Here is an 18,024-nt window from a genome sequence, read left to right on the forward strand (position 1 = left end):
TAGATACAATCAAGTCGCTCCCCATAACTATACTTTAATTTATTTTGATGCAATTTTCCCTCGAATCATTTGCCATTTCTGTAACCATTGTTTTAATTCCCCCTCACTCAAATTTCGCTTGCGAGATGGTAAATTTAAAACATCTAAAATTTCTGAAGAATTTTCTCCTGTTTTCTGTTGCCAGGTATCAATAATTATTTGCGAATCTAATAAATTCTTACCCAAACCCAAACTTTTTTGTAGCTGTAACTGTTCTGCTTTCCCTACCATTTCAACTACAAAATTCTGAGAGTCCGCTTTTTGCAAAACCCCAGCAAGAGCTTGAATATAAGCTTCACTATTATCAACCACCTGGTTATCAAAAATCACAGGTTTACCCAGACGACGATTTTGAGCGATCGCCAAGATTAACAGCATCACCCCTACCTGTATCAAAGCTGGAAATAGGGGAGTTTTCGCCAAATAGTCAGTTAAATTTCCCTCTTTCTCCGTCTTTTGCACCTGCTTATCTTTGTAACCGTGAATATATTCATCAACAAATAACTTGTGATTTTTCTCACTTACCAAAGTCGCCAAATAAGGAAAATTACCGGGATTGTCTTGATACGCATTTGCCGCTAAATGGGGAGTAACAGCAAAAATTGCCTTACCTTTACCAACTTTTAGTTCCCAAACTACCGCACCATCGCGATCGCCTAATAATAATTTTTCTTCTGAGGAATCAACCGGGGATTTCGCCTGATTTTTTGTATCGGTGATGGATATGGGAGATGGGGAGACTAAATTTCTGCGTCTACTAGTCGCAATTTCCACATTACCCACAGGAGAATTTTGCTGTGTAATAAATTTTGCACCTGTCACAGGTTCACGCACACCCAAAACCACCAAAGTATTACCCTTTTCTAACCACTGCAATTCCCTTTCCGAAACGTAGGATTTCTGCCAGTTACTAGAGACTTGTAGTAAAGTTACGGGTTGCTTTTCTGTAACTAAATCACCTAAGGGTTTTTGCCAACGCTGAATGTTCACACCACGCTGTTGCATAAAAGCATACCAAGCTCCGTAGCCATCAGGACTGCGACTATAGGTAGAACCACTACGGTTTTGATTACTCACCGGCGCAGCAATCAGGGTTAAAAGGATAACTGCGACAATGGCGATCGCTGCAAATATTACTAGGCGGTTAGGACGTTTCATGGCTAGGGGTTACTATCAACGATGGGACTGATAAACACTGATGTAATTTCTTGGTAAGCTGCTTGACACTGTTGATAGTTATCTGCGGACATGGAGTGATTAGCAAAGCAAATTTGCTCATGGGTGGTAATTAGAGTTTCATAGGCTTGTACTAGTGTTGTTGATAACTGAAGCAACTGTAAGTATTCCCCATCCGTACGGCTATACTTGTGGCGTAGAATACCTGTATCATGGAGTCTTTGCAACATTGCCAAGTATAAACATCGACAAGCCTCATGGTAATTACCCTGGCGAGCATATTCCTGCGATCGCCCTAGCCAAGCATCCACAGGCAATTCCCTTTCACTAGCCTTTTTCTGGACTCCCGACTCATAACTATTCCCCTGCCACCAATCACTGATATAGGGGCTTAACCCTTGCCATAACTGCCATAATACCCAAGCAATACACAACCCCAACAGCAACCAACAGAAGAGCTTAAATAGAGACTCTACCCAGGGTGGAATCGACCATTCTGGAGTCGAAGAACTGGGAGTAGGGGAATTTTGGCGGAAAAATTTATACTCGAACCATTCTGTAACCTGTCGTTGCACCTGGGAGATTTGCCACCCCCAATTACTTTTCTCAAAAGAATTTGCAGACATAGTTTAAAAATTAGAAAATAAACCCCAGAAAATCTTGATTATTAAAAATCATGGTAATTATGAGAATAGCTCTAGCCCCCTTGGGAGCAGGACTGAAGGTATCCTAAGTAACAATATAGCTAAGTATTCAAGAGTAAATGGCATAATGAAAAAAGATTTTTGACTTTTGTCTTTCCAAAGTTAACTTTTGTGCCATTTGCCATGTAGTTTATCATTTACGAATACAAAGATAACTGATGAATAGTATTCATGAGTATCATTTTCAATCCCCATCTAAAATACAACCAAGATTATATCCAATTTTGAAATGACTATTTACTTCTATAAAGCTTGGCAACCCTACGGTTGTTTTTCTAATTTTTCCTATCATGGTATCAAAATGCAAGATACCTATTGGAGTACCGTAGAACATTATTACCAAGCGCAAAAGTTTGTCGGTACAAAGGATGCCGCTATTATACCTGTGATTCGCGTCGCAGAAACCCCAGAACAGGCAGCAGCATTGGGACGTTGTAGCGATCGCCAAGTACGTTCAGACTGGGAAAAAGTGAAAACAGATGTGATGTACCAAGCTGTTTTTGCTAAGTTTATTCACCATAAAGATATTCAGGAAATACTTTGTAATACAGGTGATGAGTTGTTAATAGAAAATTCTCCAGTAGACTATTTTTGGGGTTGTGGTGCTAACCAAACAGGAGAAAACCAATTAGGTAAAATTCTCATGAGAGTCCGAACAGAAATTTTCCACCTGATGCAAATAGACACCTACCGTAGCACCTCTCTATATTCCTAGAATCCTTCTTTAGTTCCATTTTTCTAGTCATATAAATAGTGAGGAATACCCAAATAAAAATGATATTTTTTCTCAGAAGCTTAGTTGATTGACGTATATCAGAATCCATAAAAAAGCTATTAGCTCTCACTTGATCAGCTTTTAGCTCTTTCATCTTCCCTACTCCCTTTTTTCAAGCTAGGGTAGGGGAGCATCAATTCTTGGCACAATTTTATTATTAAGCAACAATAATTCTCCACAGACTCAAACCTAAACCTATTATCCCTAGGTGCTGCCAAACTAAGCTTCTAATTGGTTGACGGGCAATTTTTTGCGTCAGAATCATCGATAAAAGGACAGCAAAAATTAAAGTAGTTCCCTGTAAAAAGCTAATCACCGCAGGATGAGCTACTAAGGTAGGCAATTTGTCCCCATTTAAACCAAAGGTAGTAAAGGTGACAGGTAAAATCCGCCCTCCTTCCCCCAATCCCAAACGTAAATAATGAGCTAAATTTGCACCTAGAACTAAGGGTAAATACCCATAGGCTAGTTCAATAAATTGTTTGGGTTTGCGCCCAAAATTCATCCAGTACATGAGAGCGTAGACAATCAGGATGGGGATAATTGGTACACAAAGCGCCAATAAAGATAATTCTAGGTGTGGTAAAAATTGCTGCAAGTCGAAGTTCAAGCCCAACCAAGATTGTATTTCCGGCAAGCGATGCAAATATACTCCACCGAGCATTAAAAATAACAAAGCGACTTCATAGCTGTGGGGAACATGGGTTGTCCAGAGTTCAATTCCAGGGGGACGGAGGTTAAATTCTACGGAGCGGTGGGGACAAGCTTTCAAGCAAGTCATGCACAGAACGCAATCTTTATTATCAGTTAACTGGGCAGGGTGAGAGTATAACGGACAACCATCGCTTGCCATTCCTTCTCCCTTCTGAGGACCACCTTTATAACACTGGTAGGTAGTACAGGTAGCGGAGCAAATCCCTTGTTGGGCGCGGAGTTCCGTCATTGATAGTTTCGCAAATAAACCATTCATTCCCCCAATGGGGCAGAGATAACGACACCAAAAACGTCGCTCAAAGATAGTAGAAAAAATTACTGCTCCGGAGGTAATCAGTAGGAGTAAACAACCAGAAAGGTAGGCTGTATTTTCTAAATCCCAAAGTTCCTCCCAGAGGAAAATCAGGGCAAATAAACCAAAAAGAAACCACCCACCCCATTTTTCTGCTGCTTGTCGCTCCCATTTGCGCAGTTCTCTAGGAAATAATTTTAAAGAAATCTTCTGAGTAATTTCACCATATATCATGAATGGGCAAACAGCACACCACACCCTACCCAGGAAAGGGAATAGGAAAAGAAAACCAGTCCACCACCAAGCCCAAAAGAAGTTTAAAACAAAGTTGCGATCGCGGGTTTGAGGTCCGAAAAATAGAACTGCGACAATAAAGGCAAAGGCAAAGGCTGTAAAACCATAGTTAATTCTATCTGGCCACCAGGGACTTCTGAGGAATTTTCGCAATCCTGGATATAAATTCAGCAAATTCACCCGAAATTGCTTTTTCTTCGTTTCTACTGACCAAAAAATTTCCTCTGTTAACTCCTTGGCTCCCCCAGCTTGCACGATCGCCCTCTGGACTAAATTTTCTAACTCCTTCAAATTTCCGGGAAAGTCGTAGGATTGCAAGCGTCGTAGAGCTTCTGGTGTGACTTTTGGTTTAACGATTCCCCGTGCTAGGGAATACAAATTGATATAGTATTCTACCTGAGATTTAATATCTGTTTTTCGTACCCTGAGTGGCGGTACTTTGATCAGTTGATGTACACATTTTTCAATATTTTTGTCTGTTTTCTCGGCAACAATTAATATCCTTGCCAAACTCATTCTTTCCAAGGACACCATCTCTTCCTGGGAACGAGTCACAGGTTTATACTTGCTAGTTCTCAATAAATTTGCCAGAGCAGGGAGTAATTCTGGTGGAGTTTCTTGAATATTATTTAAAATTAGGGTTCCTTCCCCCAACCACTCCAATAAACCCGGTTTACCCCCCACTCTGCCAAACAAGTCAGCACCACTGGTTTGCAAAATACTACAGTTGACTTTAATTATTGGTTCGTGACGCTGGGGAGAACCGAAATGAATTAAGGCAGCAATATTATCTTTTTCTAATCCTGGTTCCCCAAAAATCAATACTGAACCGCGATGACTGGCAGCTTGACGAATTTGTTCTCGTAATTTCACTGCATAACGACTACTACCGACAATTCCCCGCTTCGCTTTTGTGACAACATAGGGACGTAGAGCGATCGCCCTTTCCTGTTCATAGGTAAAAGCAGAGGTTAACTGAGCTAATTCCTGTACCAGTAAACGAGAGACAGCTTGGGCAATTTCGGGATATTGGGCAATTAATTCCTGGAACTTGTCTGCGGGAATCATCCACAAATGAGATTCGCTCAGGGTAGTAATCGTACATTGGGCAGACTCCCGTAGTAATAATTCTTGCAGATGAATTACTGCCCCCGGTAAAAAACCCCTTTCTAAACCTGAGTTTTGAGAGTTAACACAACCACTTTCTAACTGTCCCTGCAATAAAATATACAATCCATCCGGAACACTACCCTCCCGTACCAAAATCGCATCAGCAGGTAAGGTTTTTTCCGTAATTACCTGGGCGATCGCCCCTAGCACCTGAGGAGATAAAATCCCTAAGGCAGTGCGTTCCTGTAACCAAATCGCAATATCTGAAGATGTCATGATGGTGGGTTGCTCCGCACCGCCGACTGTATAGACAAATTATCCCGTGAATTGTCACCTAATTGATAATTTTCAAATGGCAATCGCCAGCAAGTAAGTAATGAGTAATGAGTAATGAGTAGTTTGTAGGATGGTTTAGCGGTAGCGTAACCTATGGGGGCGTTAGATTTCAGACTTCAACCGAACCTACCACAGCTTATATTTGAATTCCACCCGGTTACTTACTATCAAAAATAGGAAATAAACCACTGATGGGTGTAGATTCAGATAATCTCTGAGATATTTAGGGTGAATTATCCTGTTAGTGGCGTTTTTCCTGCGTAATAGTTGGAGTTTGGGAAAGTTTTGCCCAAATTTTGTCTTCCATGACAGTGATAGTAGTTTTCCCAACTCGTCACAATGGGGTAAGTTCCCTCACAGATAACCTTGCTGCCAAGTCTACAAGCCTAAAAGCTATGTAGTAAAATGCTTGCAGAAGTAGGGAAAGGAAAAGTAAAGGAAATGTTTCAAACTTGAACTTTTCAACCTGGCAGATTCTCCAACCATCAGCCAGAATCTCTTTTCCCCCAGGTATCCTGATTGGCAAGGTTTGGCATCAACCACATTTTGTCTGCACAGAGCGCCACTTCCCAGTAAATTCCGCTATGATTGGTCTACAAATTCGCTCTCCAAAGCTGATAGGTAATAGTCACCACTTTTTACCGACAAAATTACCCAGCAAAAAGTACCCAGCACACAACACCCGACCAACTCTTTGACTAATTTCCACCTTGGAGGGGTACAATAAATGCCGATTGTCTTCCAAACATTAAAAGCTTCATGATCTCCAGTAACGACTTTCGACCTGGTGTTTCGATTGTATTAGATGGTTCTGTGTGGCGGGTAGTGGAATTCCTCCACGTTAAGCCAGGTAAGGGTTCCGCCTTCGTCAGAACTAAATTAAAAAATGCCCAGACTGGTGGTGTTGTAGAAAGAACATTCCGAGCAGGTGAAACTGTACCCCAAGCTACTCTGGAAAAAAGTACGATGCAACATACCTATAAAGAGGGCGATGATTACGTCTTTATGGATATGGAAACCTACGAAGAAGGTAGACTGAGTGCTGCCCAGATTGGCGATCGCGTCAAATATCTTAAAGAAGGTATGGAAGTGAACGTTGTGCGCTGGGGCGACCAAGTTATGGAAGTAGAATTACCTAATTCAGTAGTTCTAGAAATTACACAAACTGACCCTGGTGTCAAAGGTGATACGGCAACAGGTGGCACTAAACCAGCAACTGTAGAAACTGGTGCAACTGTCATGGTTCCCCTATTTATTTCCCAAGGTGAACGGATTCGTATCGACACCCGTGATGACAAATATTTGGGCAGGGAGTAGCTGAGTAATTCGCTGATAAAGATGGAAATCCCCTATTTCCATTTTTTCAGTCATTTTATTCTCCTGCCAGTGCTGTGATGCGGAAGGCAAATTCCAGGATGATATTTGAATTTCCGCTTTGCTGTACTGAATTTAAGATTCTACTTTACCCAAACGCCTATTAACGATTGTTATAGAGGTAATAAAAGCAGTGGCATTGGATTTTAAAGAAATTCGGGAATTATTAGCGGCGATCGCCCAAACCGATATTACAGAAGTTATTCTCAAAAGCGACGAATTTGAGATTACAGTCCGTAAGGCTGTAAATCTGCCAGCACAAATCTTACCTATGGCTGCAACCAGTTTACCAGTTATCCCCGCAGCCCCTTCCCCCGTCGCCGTCAGCAATCCCGAAACCCCACGCCCCCCAGAACCAACCACAAATGGAGGTGGGCAATCTCCCAGCGCTCCCTCACCCATCGAACAGAAAAAATATGTTGATGTCACCTCCCCAATGGTAGGGACTTTCTACCGCGCACCAGCACCAGGAGAATCAGCCTTTGCAGAAGTTGGCGATCGCGTCCGTTCTAACCAAACGGTATGTATCATTGAAGCCATGAAACTGATGAATGAAATTGAAGCTGAAGTATCTGGACAGATAGTGGAAATACTCGCCCAAAATGGTGAACCTGTAGAATATGGTCAAGTTTTGATGCGAATAAACCCTGATTAAGTATTAATCTATATAACGAATGATCATTGTCAAATTTGTTTAGTCCAGTTCTTGCGGGTCAAACAGTAATGAAACAAATGTTGCCTGTACCGCCAGAAGTCGTGCAACAAGTAGCTGAGTATTTCAGCTTACTCAGTGAACCAATGCGTTTACGACTGTTGCATCTGCTGCGGGATGATGAAAAATGCGTACAAGAGTTGGTAGAGGCAACCCAGACATCTCAAGCCAATGTCTCTAAACACCTCAAGGTAATGTGGCAAGCGGGAATTCTCAGCCGCCGCAGCGAGGGAACCTGTGCCTACTACCGTGTGGAAGACGACATGATTTTTGAGTTATGTAACCGGGTTTGCGATCGCCTAGCTAACAGGCTAGAACAGCAAGCCCGGAATTTTCGTGTTTTGAATACAACTAAGTAGCAATCCCTCGGTAGTAAGTAATATGCAAATATTTACGACTATGCAACCAGCTACTTTCTGGTAAATCAGGGAGGGATACGGGTTATAAAGGAAAATTACTATGGAGCGTCTGTTGAGTCGTTACTCTTACAGAGAACCCACATAGTATTCCTGAACTCCCCAATTCCCAATTCCCATTTTTATCAATTTTTCCAAACACGATTCATCACGGTTAAGACCTAAAGTTGATAATTCTTATCAAAACTTGCTCTGGTTAAAGGTTGTTCCAACTCCAATCCTTCTCCACCCAAAACATCTAATTGTTTGCCATTAACCTCAATAAATACCTTACCTGTAGGGTTAGTTGCTGTTGCTGTGTAAACTACCTGTCCTAAACGTCCAATCATCGAAGCGCTACCACCACCACTGGTGTACTCGGTTGATAGATTCACATGGACACCATCACTCTTTACCTTTAAACCCAATAATTTGGTTCCCTGGGGAATAGTACTAGAGTTAGTTCCTTCCGTCGGACCGGCTAGCAAAGTATCAAAGGCGGCAGCTAACACCTGCTGCCCATCATCCTTCGCAACTTTTACCTTAATTGCCTGGGGTACTAATTTAAAACTTTTATCCGTAGCTTGTAACCAATAAATCTCTGCCGACTTTTCAATTGATGGGGTTCCATTGGGTTGTTCTATCCCTGTTCCCGGCGTATTTTGGGGAGAATTCCAAGCATACCAAGCTACACCACCACTCACCGCCACCACAGCAGCGGCGATCGCAGCAATCACACCAGACGAAATCCGATTTGAACCTTCTTGTTTCATATAACGAACCTTCCTAAAATTCTCAAAATAGAATAATCACTATCAAATTTAGTAGATAAAACCTGGGAAGTAATTCTCAGTAACCAGCTTTGTTGAGAAATGTTTTCTGCTCACTGAATTTTCAGACCTAGGTCTATTCTCACAGAATCATTAGCTGACAGCAATTTGCACAATGTATCGGAAAATAAATCCATACTAATTTGCGCTACAGAGGGATTCTCTGTTACCCAGCCCATATTCAACATGGCATTACCTTAATTCTTTATTCCTGCTTATTTCCCGTAAATCGGTATAATATTCAGATTCCAATAAATTGTCTAACAAAAAATTCTATTCCACCCCAAATTCAATACAATTTATCTCATAAAATCTATAACTCATGACGTTATCTAAGAATCTGAAGTTTCCCAAAATTGAGATGTCGGTTCAATCCGTATAAAAATTGCTACTTCTAACGCTTTTGGCTGCATTTCTAATTTCAGAATTCTCAGAGTTAGCCCACCCGCATCTAAATGACCTAGGTCTAATCTTTGGTTAATATTTTTAACAACTAAGTTAACAAATTGTGACGGAACCTGTTGACCACCAACAAATATGACAGGCTCAATCAATTTTAACTGTCTACCACGAACTATACCCAATCCCGAAGATATTTTTATCGGCAAAGGCTGTTGATTGTTTTGTGCCAATTCACCCTGAAACTCAAAACGATTATTCTCAGAAAAAATTATTTTGGGATGCTGTAAATTAATACCAGGTGACTGCAAGTTATTATTACCACTTCCCAAGGAGGTAAATTTTTGTAATCTAGAGGTAAATGTCGGCGATTGCAAAAATTTATTGACATCTTCTGGGGTTAAAACTAATCGTACACCTGCCTGTATTGGTTGTTGGAATTGGGGGCGCTTCTGATTAAAACGACGTAAATTCAAGACAATTTCATCGGTCTCTAACTCTAAAAGAGAAATCCGAATATCCTGCTTTTTCAATTGCAATGAACGTCCCGCAATCCGTAACTTTGTCACCTTCCCTTGCAATAATCCATGGGTAGGAGCATTATCAACACGTACTAGTAATTCCCCTTCTGGGGTCAATTGAGAACGAATGGCTTTTTCTGCGGTACGTTCCACGATTAGCCCCGCAGGGGTGAAAATACCCAGTAAACTGGAAAGAAAAATTGTCAGAAATTCCATGAAAGTAAAAATTTCAACATCGGAATGCCCCTAAATTTACCAGAGAAGTTGGAAATAGGTAAGAATTATTTCCCCTTGAACTCCCTAATCCCTTAAGCTTTTAACCCTTTAACCCCTTATCTGTCCATTGAAACTCAATACACAAATCCAAGGTGCTGGTTTTCCGCTTCTTTGTTTACATGGTCATCCCGGTTCCGGTGCGAGTATGGGTGTATTTACCAGCCATCTCCAGCAAGGTTATCGGACTATTGCCCCAGATTTGCGCGGATACGGCAAAAGTCGCTTCCGTGATGATTTTGCTATGGAAGACCATTTACATGACTTAGAGGCTCTCCTAGACCAGTTAAATATTGATAAGTTCCTGGTATTGGGATGGTCTTTAGGCGGTATCTTAGCGATGGAACTAGCCCTGCGTTTTCCAGAAAGGGTGACAGGGTTAATCCTGGTTGCTACAGCTGCCAGACCTCGGGGCAATCATCCACCCATCACTTGGCAAGATAATTTATATACAGGGATTGCGGCACTGTTAAATTTAGTTAAGCCGGGATGGCGGTGGAATATTCAGACTTTTGGTCGGCGATCGCTGTTTCGTTACCTGATTCAACAGCACCACCCCACAGCATACAACTACATTGCCCAAGCTGCCGTTCCAGCCTACCTACAAACATCCCCAGCAGCCACCAACGCTCTCTATACAGCCATTCGGGCAGGCTACAACAGAGTGCCTGACTTAAAAAATATTACTTGCCCTAGTTTAGTACTATGCGGTGCCCAAGATAGACACATAACCCCTGAAGCGAGCCAAGAAACATCCGCACATCTGGTTAACAGCCAATACTATTGCTACCCCAACACCGCTCACCTACTTCCCTGGGAAATCCCCCAGCAATTACTAGCAGACATCGATCAATGGTTATCAGAGAACCAGGAAAATACCGTCCACTCCCCGGAAAGTCAATAGACTTACCCACCAACTCCACTGTGAACACCCAAAATTAGGCTCACAAGCACAGCTGTAGATAAGTCTAAATACAAATAAATATTGAGAATGCGACTAAATACGATTTTGTAGTCGATGAGAAACTAGCCTTATAAACAGTTATGAGCGATCGCGGATTACCCAACAGTGAGAATCTATCTACCAAAATTAAAACTACCTTGGATAGTAAATTAACTCACTGTCTTCTATTCCTTAGTCGCTGCCCCCTGCTAGCATTATATTTGACCGCTAAAGGCAGGCTTTACTTTACGGTCAATCCGTTCCCCCAAGTCATCAGCAATCGTCAGATTGCTTGGCTTACAACGTTTGATCTCTACCTTAATGCCCTGCGCTCCTTCCGTTTCCAAATCTTCTACGTAACCTTTAGTCGCCGCTTGGGCTTCTGTGGAACTTAGGAATGGTCCAAAGTAGTAGGTGCAACGGGGATTTTGGGTTACAACTTCTACCCACCAAACCAGACCTAAGCCCTCAGAGGCATTAATCAACAATTCCTTAAAATTATCCCAAATGGTTTTCATGGTTTTTGTCGATTTCTAAACGTGGTAATCGGTTTTAAATGGACTGTTAGTGATGATTGTCTTTACACTTCTTTATACTCTGTTACGATTCTTTTTTCCAAGATTTTTTTTGTAATTTATCCAAATACAACGTGTTATTCCAACGCTGGCGATAAATTTCATAGAGGGTCATACCCGCAGCTACAGAGGCATTCAGGCTCGGCGTCTTCCCTTGTAGCGGAATTGACACCAAAAAATCACAACATTTTTGTGTCAACAAACTTAAACCTTCACCTTCTGCACCAACGACCAAAACGATCGCCCCATTGAAATCAACCGTATGTACGCTTTCGCTAGCTTCGGCGGCAGTACCATAAATCCAGAAGCCTGAAGATTTTAACTCTTCTAAAGCCCGGTGTAAATTCACCACCCTCGCCACAGGGAAGTTTTCTAAAGCACCTGCTGCTACTTTCATCACTGTGGAGGTGACTCCCGAAGCCCGACGTTGGGGGATAATTAGACCTTGAGCGCCAATCGCTTCAGCAGTACGGATAATTGCCCCCAAATTATGGGGATCGGTAATACCATCCGCAGCAACAATCACGGGATCATTCACCTTTTTGGCTTGCTCAATCAACTCATGCAAGTCCATATACTCATGGGGAGAGACTTGAGCTGCTATACCTTGGTGGTTTGCGGCAAAGGTAATTTGATCCAAACGCTTTGGTTCAACTTCATCAATGATGGCACCATTTTCCTTGGCGCGGGCAATTAAAGAATGAAATCGGGGATCGTAACGCAGACGCGCAGTAATCCAAATGCGGTTGAGATTCCGCTCATTTTCTAAAGCAGTCAAAACAGGATGGCGACCATAAATCAGATCACAATCTTCCTCTGGTGGTTTCTCCACTAGTAGGGGAGGACGAGGACGACGACTAGGACGGGAACCAGGGGCAACAAATTTGTCCTCTCCTGGACGGGGGTGACGAATTTGTCTAGTAACAACACGCTTGCCTTTGAGTTTCAAAGGTTGCCCACCATTATTTTCAGCAGTAGAGTTTGCTTTCTTAGGTTTATTTGTCATGGTTGAATAAAATTTGAGGTATAGCTGAATAGTGGGCATCCTGTCATCTCAAAATATACTGAATCTACTTGTGTGATTCCGCTATCGTGAGGAGGATTTCACCGCTATTTTTGCAGTTGAAGTTTTTGCAGTAATTCCATCAAACGCTGGAAATCAGTTAAATATAGATAACCAATTAAGGTTTCTAAACCTGTTGCTTGCTGATATGTTTGGGGATTAACCCGCTTTGGACGACCTGTAGCAGCATTACGACCCCGACGAACAACTTCTAATTCGGTATCTTTGAGGTGAGGAGTCAGCGATCGCAATAGTTCTGCTTGTGCCTCTGCTCTGACTTGTGCTACCACTAAACGGTGATAAGCATCCGAACGCTGTGGTGGCAGGAGATAGAACGCCCTCACGTACAGTTCATATACTGCATCCCCTAAATATGCCAAAGCTGGAGGAGATAGCTGCCGTACTTGACTAAGAGAAGAAACTGTTGGCGACAATAGCTCAAGAGTTACGCCCGCCATATTACACCAAGACGACTCCATGTTTATTGGTTCATCCTGAGACTGTAATTGTTTTTCCTCCTTTGATTCCACAAGCTAACTATTCCTGATGGCTAATATTGACAGGGTGGGGGCAGGATTAATGATTGGGATAGTACTTTTACTAGTCGAAGTAGCTGGAAAATAGCACAAGGGGAAATCCTGATTATTTGGTCATGATTTATGATTTCCATGACGTAATTTATCCCCGATACCCAACAGGCTTATCTCTAGTTGTGAGAGTGTTTCATAATTGACTAACTTGAAAATAGGTTAGAGGTGAGAGCATTTCCAACTCTTCTTATTGCCTAATGCCAATACCCTTTTCCTTGCTTTATTTGGATATACCCATTGAATGAAAACTATATACCTAATTAGGGTGATAGTTTAGACCATAGCATCAATGTGATGAAGAAGTTAAGGAGTTGCAAATTTTTCAGTTTTTTTTCGGGATTGCTCCCTATTAACAAGTACCTACATAGCTACCTAGTCTTGGTTTGTACCGATATATTAATAATTTACTGGGAGATATAATACTATATATGCTTTGCGGCAAGATTGGTTAGGTCAAAGTGACAATTTTTTGACCGTTGCCCTGAAGATTGACAGAATGCCTTTGTACATTTTCCAATTCTTCGGAAAATAGAACTATAGCAGGGGTAATATCTCACAAACTATTTCAGACTGTAAGGATTTGTTAAAAGCCTTAATCTAATTGGGAACTGCCATACAATTTACTTCTTACCAAAATTAAGCTATCCAGATGCAAAAATCGGATAGCTAATTTTGTTTATGGTCAAGCTATTAGGATTGGTTGAGATTTTCCAAAGCCGCATCAACTGATGTTTGCAGGGCAAGGAATTTCTCTAAGCGTACAAGCTTGACCGTTTGGGTGACGCGAGCATTGGTGACAATTTGCAAAGTACCACTGGCAGTTTGCGCCTGTTTGGCAAGCTGTACCAAAGCTCCCAAACCAGAACTGTCAACAAAGTCAATTTGGGAAAGATCCAAAATAATATTTTTGGGACCTTCATCAATTTTGTTGCCTAGTACCTTGCGAAATGTCGGCTCAGAAAAAGCGTCTAATAAACCTGTGAGGCGGAACAGCTGACAGTTATCCCGGACTTCACGAGTACCCCGCAGGCTTACGGTGAGATTCAGTGGTTCAGCAATAATTCCCTCCTCCTGTTAACGATGAACGCTCCAGTATATATGGTTTTGAGGTAAGTTGTCTACAACTTACCGAGTGGTTAGGGGTAATTTTGTCAAGAGCCAAGCAATTGATAATTTATCCATAGGAAATCATGGTTGTGTTCAAATCACTGGTGAAGTGGTTTAAGCACTTACCCCTAACGAGCAGAAATTTCCACTCTCTTCATTTTTACCTGACTGTGGCAGATGTGGCTTGTTTTGCTGTTTGCATTGCTTGGACAAACTTGGCAAATAGATAATCTGCATCATGGGGACCAGGAGATGCTTCTGGGTGGTATTGTACGGAGAAGACTGGCAGAGTTTTGTGACTGACTCCGGCAATGGTTAAGTCGTTTAAATTCAGATGACTGATTTCCACATGATTGTTAGGTAAAGAGTCAGGGTTAATCGCAAAGCTATGATTTTGACTCGTGATTTCTACTTTTTGCTGTAAACCTGCGGGTTGATTTAAACCGCGATGACCAAATTTCAGTTTAAAAGTAGTTGCACCTAGGGCTTGTCCCAGAATTTGGTGTCCCATACAAATACCAAACATAGGTTTTTGGCTTTGCAGGAGGTTTTTCGTGGTTTCAATCCCTTCTGTGACTGCTGCGGGGTCTCCTGGTCCGTTGGAAAGGAAAATGCCATCGGGGTTATGCTGGAGAATTTCCGCCGCCGAGGTATCGGCAGGTACGACAATTACGCGACAGCCATAACTAGCCAGACGGCGGAGAATGTTTCGTTTCACGCCGAAATCTAGAGCCACAACGGTGAGGGTTTCTTGATTGTCAGCGATCGCCGGGGAACCATATTGCCAATTTGCCGGAGTGGGGTCAGACCATTCATAAACTGTAGAAGTGGTGACTTCTTGGACGAGGTTTAAACCTTGCATATTGGGCGCTGCGAGGACTTTTTCCAGTAATTCTGCTTCGTCGAGAATGTCCGTGGAAATCCCTCCATTCATAGCTCCATGGGTACGAATTTTCCGAGTCAGGGCGCGGGTATCGATGCCGTAAATGCCGGGGATTTGGTATTGTTTGAGGTAGTCTGGTAAAGATTGGGTAGAACGCCAGTTACTGGGACGGGGACAAATATTGCGAGCGATCGCCCCTCGCACCTGTGGACGTTCAGATTCTTCATCTTCGGGGTTAACACCGGTATTACCTAATTCTGGATAAGTAAAAATGACGATCTGACCGCAGTAGCTAGGATCGGTGAGTACTTCTTGATATCCAGTCATGCCAGTGTTAAACACCACTTCTCCGATCGCTGTGCCAGTAGCACCAAAAGACCAACCTCGATAGGCGGTTCCATCTGCGAGGACAAGCAAAGCAGGTATTGCGTCAGACAGGGGCATAGGCGATTTTGGTGGTGGATATTTGTCGGTTGTCAATTGTCGGTTGCGATGGTTAATTATGCCATGGCTGGATGATTTTAAAGTGGAAAGTTTTTGATCAGATTGGGGATTTGCTAACTTCTTGGTAAATATTCTGCAAATATATTGAGGAATGGATCGGGAATTGGCAATGAAATTGTCAAAATAAGGATAACTGGATTCAGCCTTGTCCATAATCAAAAGTGGAGTTTTGCCATTGCGACCTCAGGAGGTAATCTCACAATAGATGCAGTTTCACTTCCCATTTTCAAAACAGTAGATTTGAGCATCCGATGACAGTTAAAATCAGAATTAATTATGCATCAGTCTTATTTACCCCGGATAACACTTATTTTTTTGGTGTTCATCTCGACTGTTTTGACTTCTGCCTGCCATTCGAGGCAAAATGTCCGGACTACTGTAACACCTCAACCTGAGCCACCTGCACCTAGTGCTGCTGTCGAAAATTCAGTTTCCCAAAGTCCCCACATTCAGGGGGAGGACTCTGTCAGTTTAGCCGCCTATGAATCGGCGTTGGATAAAGCTGCTGGGGCTTTTAGTATCAGTCAGTCTGCCCAATCTACTGGGGATTGGAATTTAGTCGCTAGCCAGTATCGAGAGGCGATCGCGATTATGCAGCAAGTCAAAAAGCTGAGTCCCTACTTTGTTAGCGCCCAAACTAAAATCTCTGAGTATCACAAACAAATGCGATACGCACAAAAGCAGTCAGTGATACGTACGTCGGCAATCACTCAACCTGAGAATAGAAGAATGGCGGTGACAGTTCCCCAGGGGGCAATTTCTGAGGCGGCAAAAACTCAGCCATCCCCCAAAATCCTCCCTGACTCCCGTCCTCAAACTCAAACTTCCATTACCGTACCCACGGCGACACCCAGTGTGACACAACAACAACAGGTATTTGCCGTACCGACAAAACGCCGAACTGAACCAGGGGTGATTGTGGCTCCGATTAAACGTCGGGTAGGCGGTACACCGATTATTGAAGTAACTTTTAATGGCAATCAAAGTTTTGAGATGATTGTCGATACTGGGGCGAGTGGCACTGTGATTACCCAAGCCATGGCAAATGCTTTAAATGTGGTGACTGTAGGTAAAGCCAAGGCAAATACAGCTAGCGCTAAGGCAGTTGAGTTTCCCATTGCCTATGTCGATACGATTGCGGTGGGTGGTTTAACCGTGCGTCGAGTGGCAGTGGCGATCGCCGGAGTAGAATTAGAAACCGGACTCCTAGGACATGACTTTTTTGGGGAGTACGAAATTACCATTAAACGTGATTCTGTAGAATTCCGTCCCCCCTCCTATTCCCAAGCTAACCCTGTAGAAACTGGACTAATTCCTCCAACTTCCTCCAAGCTGCCCCCGTCTGAAGAGTCTCCCTAGCCAGTTTTATGCCCTGGGCATGATCCAATAAAGGAACTGCCTCACCTACTTGTAAAGCTAAAGCGGCATTTAATGCCACAACATCTTCCTGGGCTTTTGTTCCCTTGCCCTGCAAGACATTTCGGAGAATTTCTGCATTTTCTGACACATCTCCACCTTGTAAAGCTATCAGTGGAGCCGGAGTTAAATCTAATTCCTGGGGATTGAGAGTAGTTTGCTGGACTTTGCCATCTGCTAATACTGCTAAATCCGTAATATCACCCAGTCCCGCTTCATCCAGCCTTTCCCTACCATGCAATACAATTGCCTTTGCCGTTCCCAAGTATTGCAGAGATGTAGCAATAGTTGCCAGCAACTGAGGATTAAAGACCCCAATAACTTGCCCCGTGGGGTGGAGAGGATTCACGAGGGGACCAAGTAAATTAAATACAGTTCTGACTTTCAGTGTTTTGCGAATTCCGGCTACAGATTTCAGGGCTGGATGCCATCCAGGAGCGAAGAGAAAGGTAATCCCTACTTCTTTGACTGCGGCTTGTACTCGCTCACTAGGAGCTGTCAAATTGATACCTAGGGCTTCTAAAACATCCGCACTCCCCACACGACTAGAAGCGGAACGATTGCCATGCTTGGCTACGGGAACACCGCAAGCAGCAGTTACAAACGCAACTGCGGTGGAAATATTAAAAGTTGAAGCTCCATCACCACCAGTACCACAGGTATCGACGAGGGGAGTGGGAATTTGAGTTGTGGTTTCTCCTAGGGACTGGGATTGTAAAACCTCTGCCATTCCGGCTAATTCTTCTGGGGATACGCCTTGGCACTGAATTGCAGTTAAAATCGCTCCTGATAGTTCGGGAGGAATTGCTTCACTCAGCCATCCTTCCATCAATTCAGCAGCTTGATTACGAGATAGGGATTGTTTATCTAGTAATTGTTGCAGTAGGGCAGACCAGTTTCCAGTAGGTTGGGAAGGGGAAATCGGCAATTGGCTCATAGCAAGGAGGCAAAAAAGTAAGCGCCATCATTTTCTCACAATTTGCCATGGCTCAATTGTCA

18 protein-coding genes are annotated in these 18,024 nt (G+C 42.9%); 7 read left to right on the forward strand and 11 right to left on the reverse strand.

Translation table 11 applies throughout. The annotated features are described in order from the left end of the window. Positions 1-39: 39 nt before the first annotated feature. Both IJ00_RS24290 and IJ00_RS24295 read right to left on the reverse strand, forming a co-directional pair. A complete protein-coding gene (locus IJ00_RS24290; protein ID WP_035157671.1) occupies positions 40-1,197 on the reverse strand; it encodes a DUF4350 domain-containing protein in 1,158 nt (385 codons plus the stop codon). A 2-nt stretch (positions 1,198-1,199) separates the two neighbouring features. Continuing rightward, positions 1,200-1,841 (reverse strand): DUF4129 domain-containing protein, encoded by a 642-nt coding sequence (locus IJ00_RS24295; RefSeq protein WP_046814912.1) that lies wholly within the window; start codon positions 1,839-1,841, stop codon positions 1,200-1,202. 307 nt (positions 1,842-2,148) lie between these two features. Between IJ00_RS24295 and IJ00_RS24300 the strand changes: the two genes are divergently transcribed. Then, positions 2,149-2,634 carry an NADAR family protein gene (locus IJ00_RS24300; protein ID WP_035157673.1) on the forward strand — a complete coding sequence of 162 codons (486 nt, stop codon included), beginning with the start codon at positions 2,149-2,151 and terminating at the stop codon, positions 2,632-2,634. 217 nt (positions 2,635-2,851) lie between these two features. Here IJ00_RS24300 and IJ00_RS24305 read toward each other — a convergent pair whose 3' ends face one another. Further along, positions 2,852-5,380, reverse strand: a complete 2,529-nt coding sequence (locus IJ00_RS24305; protein ID WP_035157675.1) for a sigma 54-interacting transcriptional regulator — start codon at positions 5,378-5,380, stop codon at positions 2,852-2,854. A gap of 512 nt (positions 5,381-5,892) precedes the next feature. Here IJ00_RS24305 and IJ00_RS24310 point away from each other — a divergent pair. From IJ00_RS24310 to IJ00_RS24325, 4 genes are all read left to right on the forward strand, one after another. Further along, entirely contained in the window at positions 5,893-6,138 is a 246-nt protein-coding gene (locus tag IJ00_RS24310; protein WP_035157679.1) for a hypothetical protein, read from the forward strand. 61 nt (positions 6,139-6,199) lie between these two features. Further along, positions 6,200-6,757 carry an elongation factor P gene (gene efp, locus IJ00_RS24315; protein WP_035157682.1) on the forward strand — a complete coding sequence of 186 codons (558 nt, stop codon included), beginning with the start codon at positions 6,200-6,202 and terminating at the stop codon, positions 6,755-6,757. A 190-nt stretch (positions 6,758-6,947) separates the two neighbouring features. Continuing rightward, positions 6,948-7,469 (forward strand): acetyl-CoA carboxylase biotin carboxyl carrier protein, encoded by a 522-nt coding sequence (accB, locus tag IJ00_RS24320; protein WP_035157685.1) that lies wholly within the window; start codon positions 6,948-6,950, stop codon positions 7,467-7,469. A gap of 68 nt (positions 7,470-7,537) precedes the next feature. After that, positions 7,538-7,885, forward strand: a complete 348-nt coding sequence (locus IJ00_RS24325; RefSeq protein ID WP_035157687.1) for a metalloregulator ArsR/SmtB family transcription factor — start codon at positions 7,538-7,540, stop codon at positions 7,883-7,885. Between the two features lie 218 nt (positions 7,886-8,103). Here the strand turns inward: IJ00_RS24325 and IJ00_RS24330 are convergent, their stop codons facing one another. Together IJ00_RS24330 and IJ00_RS24335 are read right to left on the reverse strand one after the other, a co-directional pair. Beyond that, positions 8,104-8,694 (reverse strand): GerMN domain-containing protein, encoded by a 591-nt coding sequence (locus tag IJ00_RS24330; RefSeq protein WP_035157688.1) that lies wholly within the window; start codon positions 8,692-8,694, stop codon positions 8,104-8,106. A 389-nt stretch (positions 8,695-9,083) separates the two neighbouring features. Continuing rightward, a complete protein-coding gene (locus IJ00_RS24335; protein ID WP_035157690.1) occupies positions 9,084-9,887 on the reverse strand; it encodes a DUF2993 domain-containing protein in 804 nt (267 codons plus the stop codon). Positions 9,888-10,014: 127 nt separating this feature from the next. Between IJ00_RS24335 and IJ00_RS24340 the strand changes: the two genes are divergently transcribed. Next, positions 10,015-10,848, forward strand: a complete 834-nt coding sequence (locus IJ00_RS24340; RefSeq protein WP_371259624.1) for an alpha/beta fold hydrolase — start codon at positions 10,015-10,017, stop codon at positions 10,846-10,848. A gap of 254 nt (positions 10,849-11,102) precedes the next feature. Here the strand turns inward: IJ00_RS24340 and IJ00_RS24345 are convergent, their stop codons facing one another. The 5 genes from IJ00_RS24345 to carA all read right to left on the reverse strand — a co-directional run bounded on the left by IJ00_RS24345 (position 11,103) and on the right by carA (position 15,549). Then, entirely contained in the window at positions 11,103-11,405 is a 303-nt protein-coding gene (locus tag IJ00_RS24345; RefSeq protein ID WP_035157694.1) for a DUF1816 domain-containing protein, read from the reverse strand. Between the two features lie 82 nt (positions 11,406-11,487). Next, positions 11,488-12,468 carry a 23S rRNA (guanosine(2251)-2'-O)-methyltransferase RlmB gene (rlmB, locus tag IJ00_RS24350; RefSeq protein WP_035159571.1) on the reverse strand — a complete coding sequence of 327 codons (981 nt, stop codon included), beginning with the start codon at positions 12,466-12,468 and terminating at the stop codon, positions 11,488-11,490. Positions 12,469-12,572: 104 nt separating this feature from the next. Then, complete coding sequence (locus IJ00_RS24355; RefSeq protein WP_035157696.1) at positions 12,573-13,055, reverse strand: Mini-ribonuclease 3; 483 nt, start codon at positions 13,053-13,055, stop codon at positions 12,573-12,575. A gap of 750 nt (positions 13,056-13,805) precedes the next feature. Beyond that, on the reverse strand, positions 13,806-14,177 hold the full coding sequence (locus IJ00_RS24360; RefSeq protein ID WP_082127388.1) for an STAS domain-containing protein: 372 nt from the start codon (positions 14,175-14,177) through the stop codon (positions 13,806-13,808). Between the two features lie 205 nt (positions 14,178-14,382). Further along, positions 14,383-15,549, reverse strand: a complete 1,167-nt coding sequence (carA, locus tag IJ00_RS24365) for a glutamine-hydrolyzing carbamoyl-phosphate synthase small subunit (protein WP_035159572.1) — start codon at positions 15,547-15,549, stop codon at positions 14,383-14,385. A gap of 336 nt (positions 15,550-15,885) precedes the next feature. Between carA and IJ00_RS24370 the strand changes: the two genes are divergently transcribed. Continuing rightward, the gene (locus IJ00_RS24370; RefSeq protein ID WP_035157702.1) at positions 15,886-16,968 is read left to right on the forward strand and encodes a TIGR02281 family clan AA aspartic protease; all 1,083 of its coding nucleotides are present in this window, start codon (positions 15,886-15,888) and stop codon (positions 16,966-16,968) included. On the opposite strand, the gene trpD is transcribed toward IJ00_RS24370, so the two are convergent. Next, on the reverse strand, positions 16,898-17,962 hold the full coding sequence (gene trpD, locus IJ00_RS24375) for an anthranilate phosphoribosyltransferase (protein WP_035157705.1): 1,065 nt from the start codon (positions 17,960-17,962) through the stop codon (positions 16,898-16,900). The two genes, IJ00_RS24370 and trpD, sit on opposite strands and share 71 nt — an antisense overlap. Positions 17,963-18,024 lie beyond the last annotated feature (62 nt).

Origin of the sequence: Calothrix sp. 336/3 (assembly GCF_000734895.2) — a bacterium.
Taxonomy (GTDB): domain Bacteria; phylum Cyanobacteriota; class Cyanobacteriia; order Cyanobacteriales; family Nostocaceae; genus 336-3.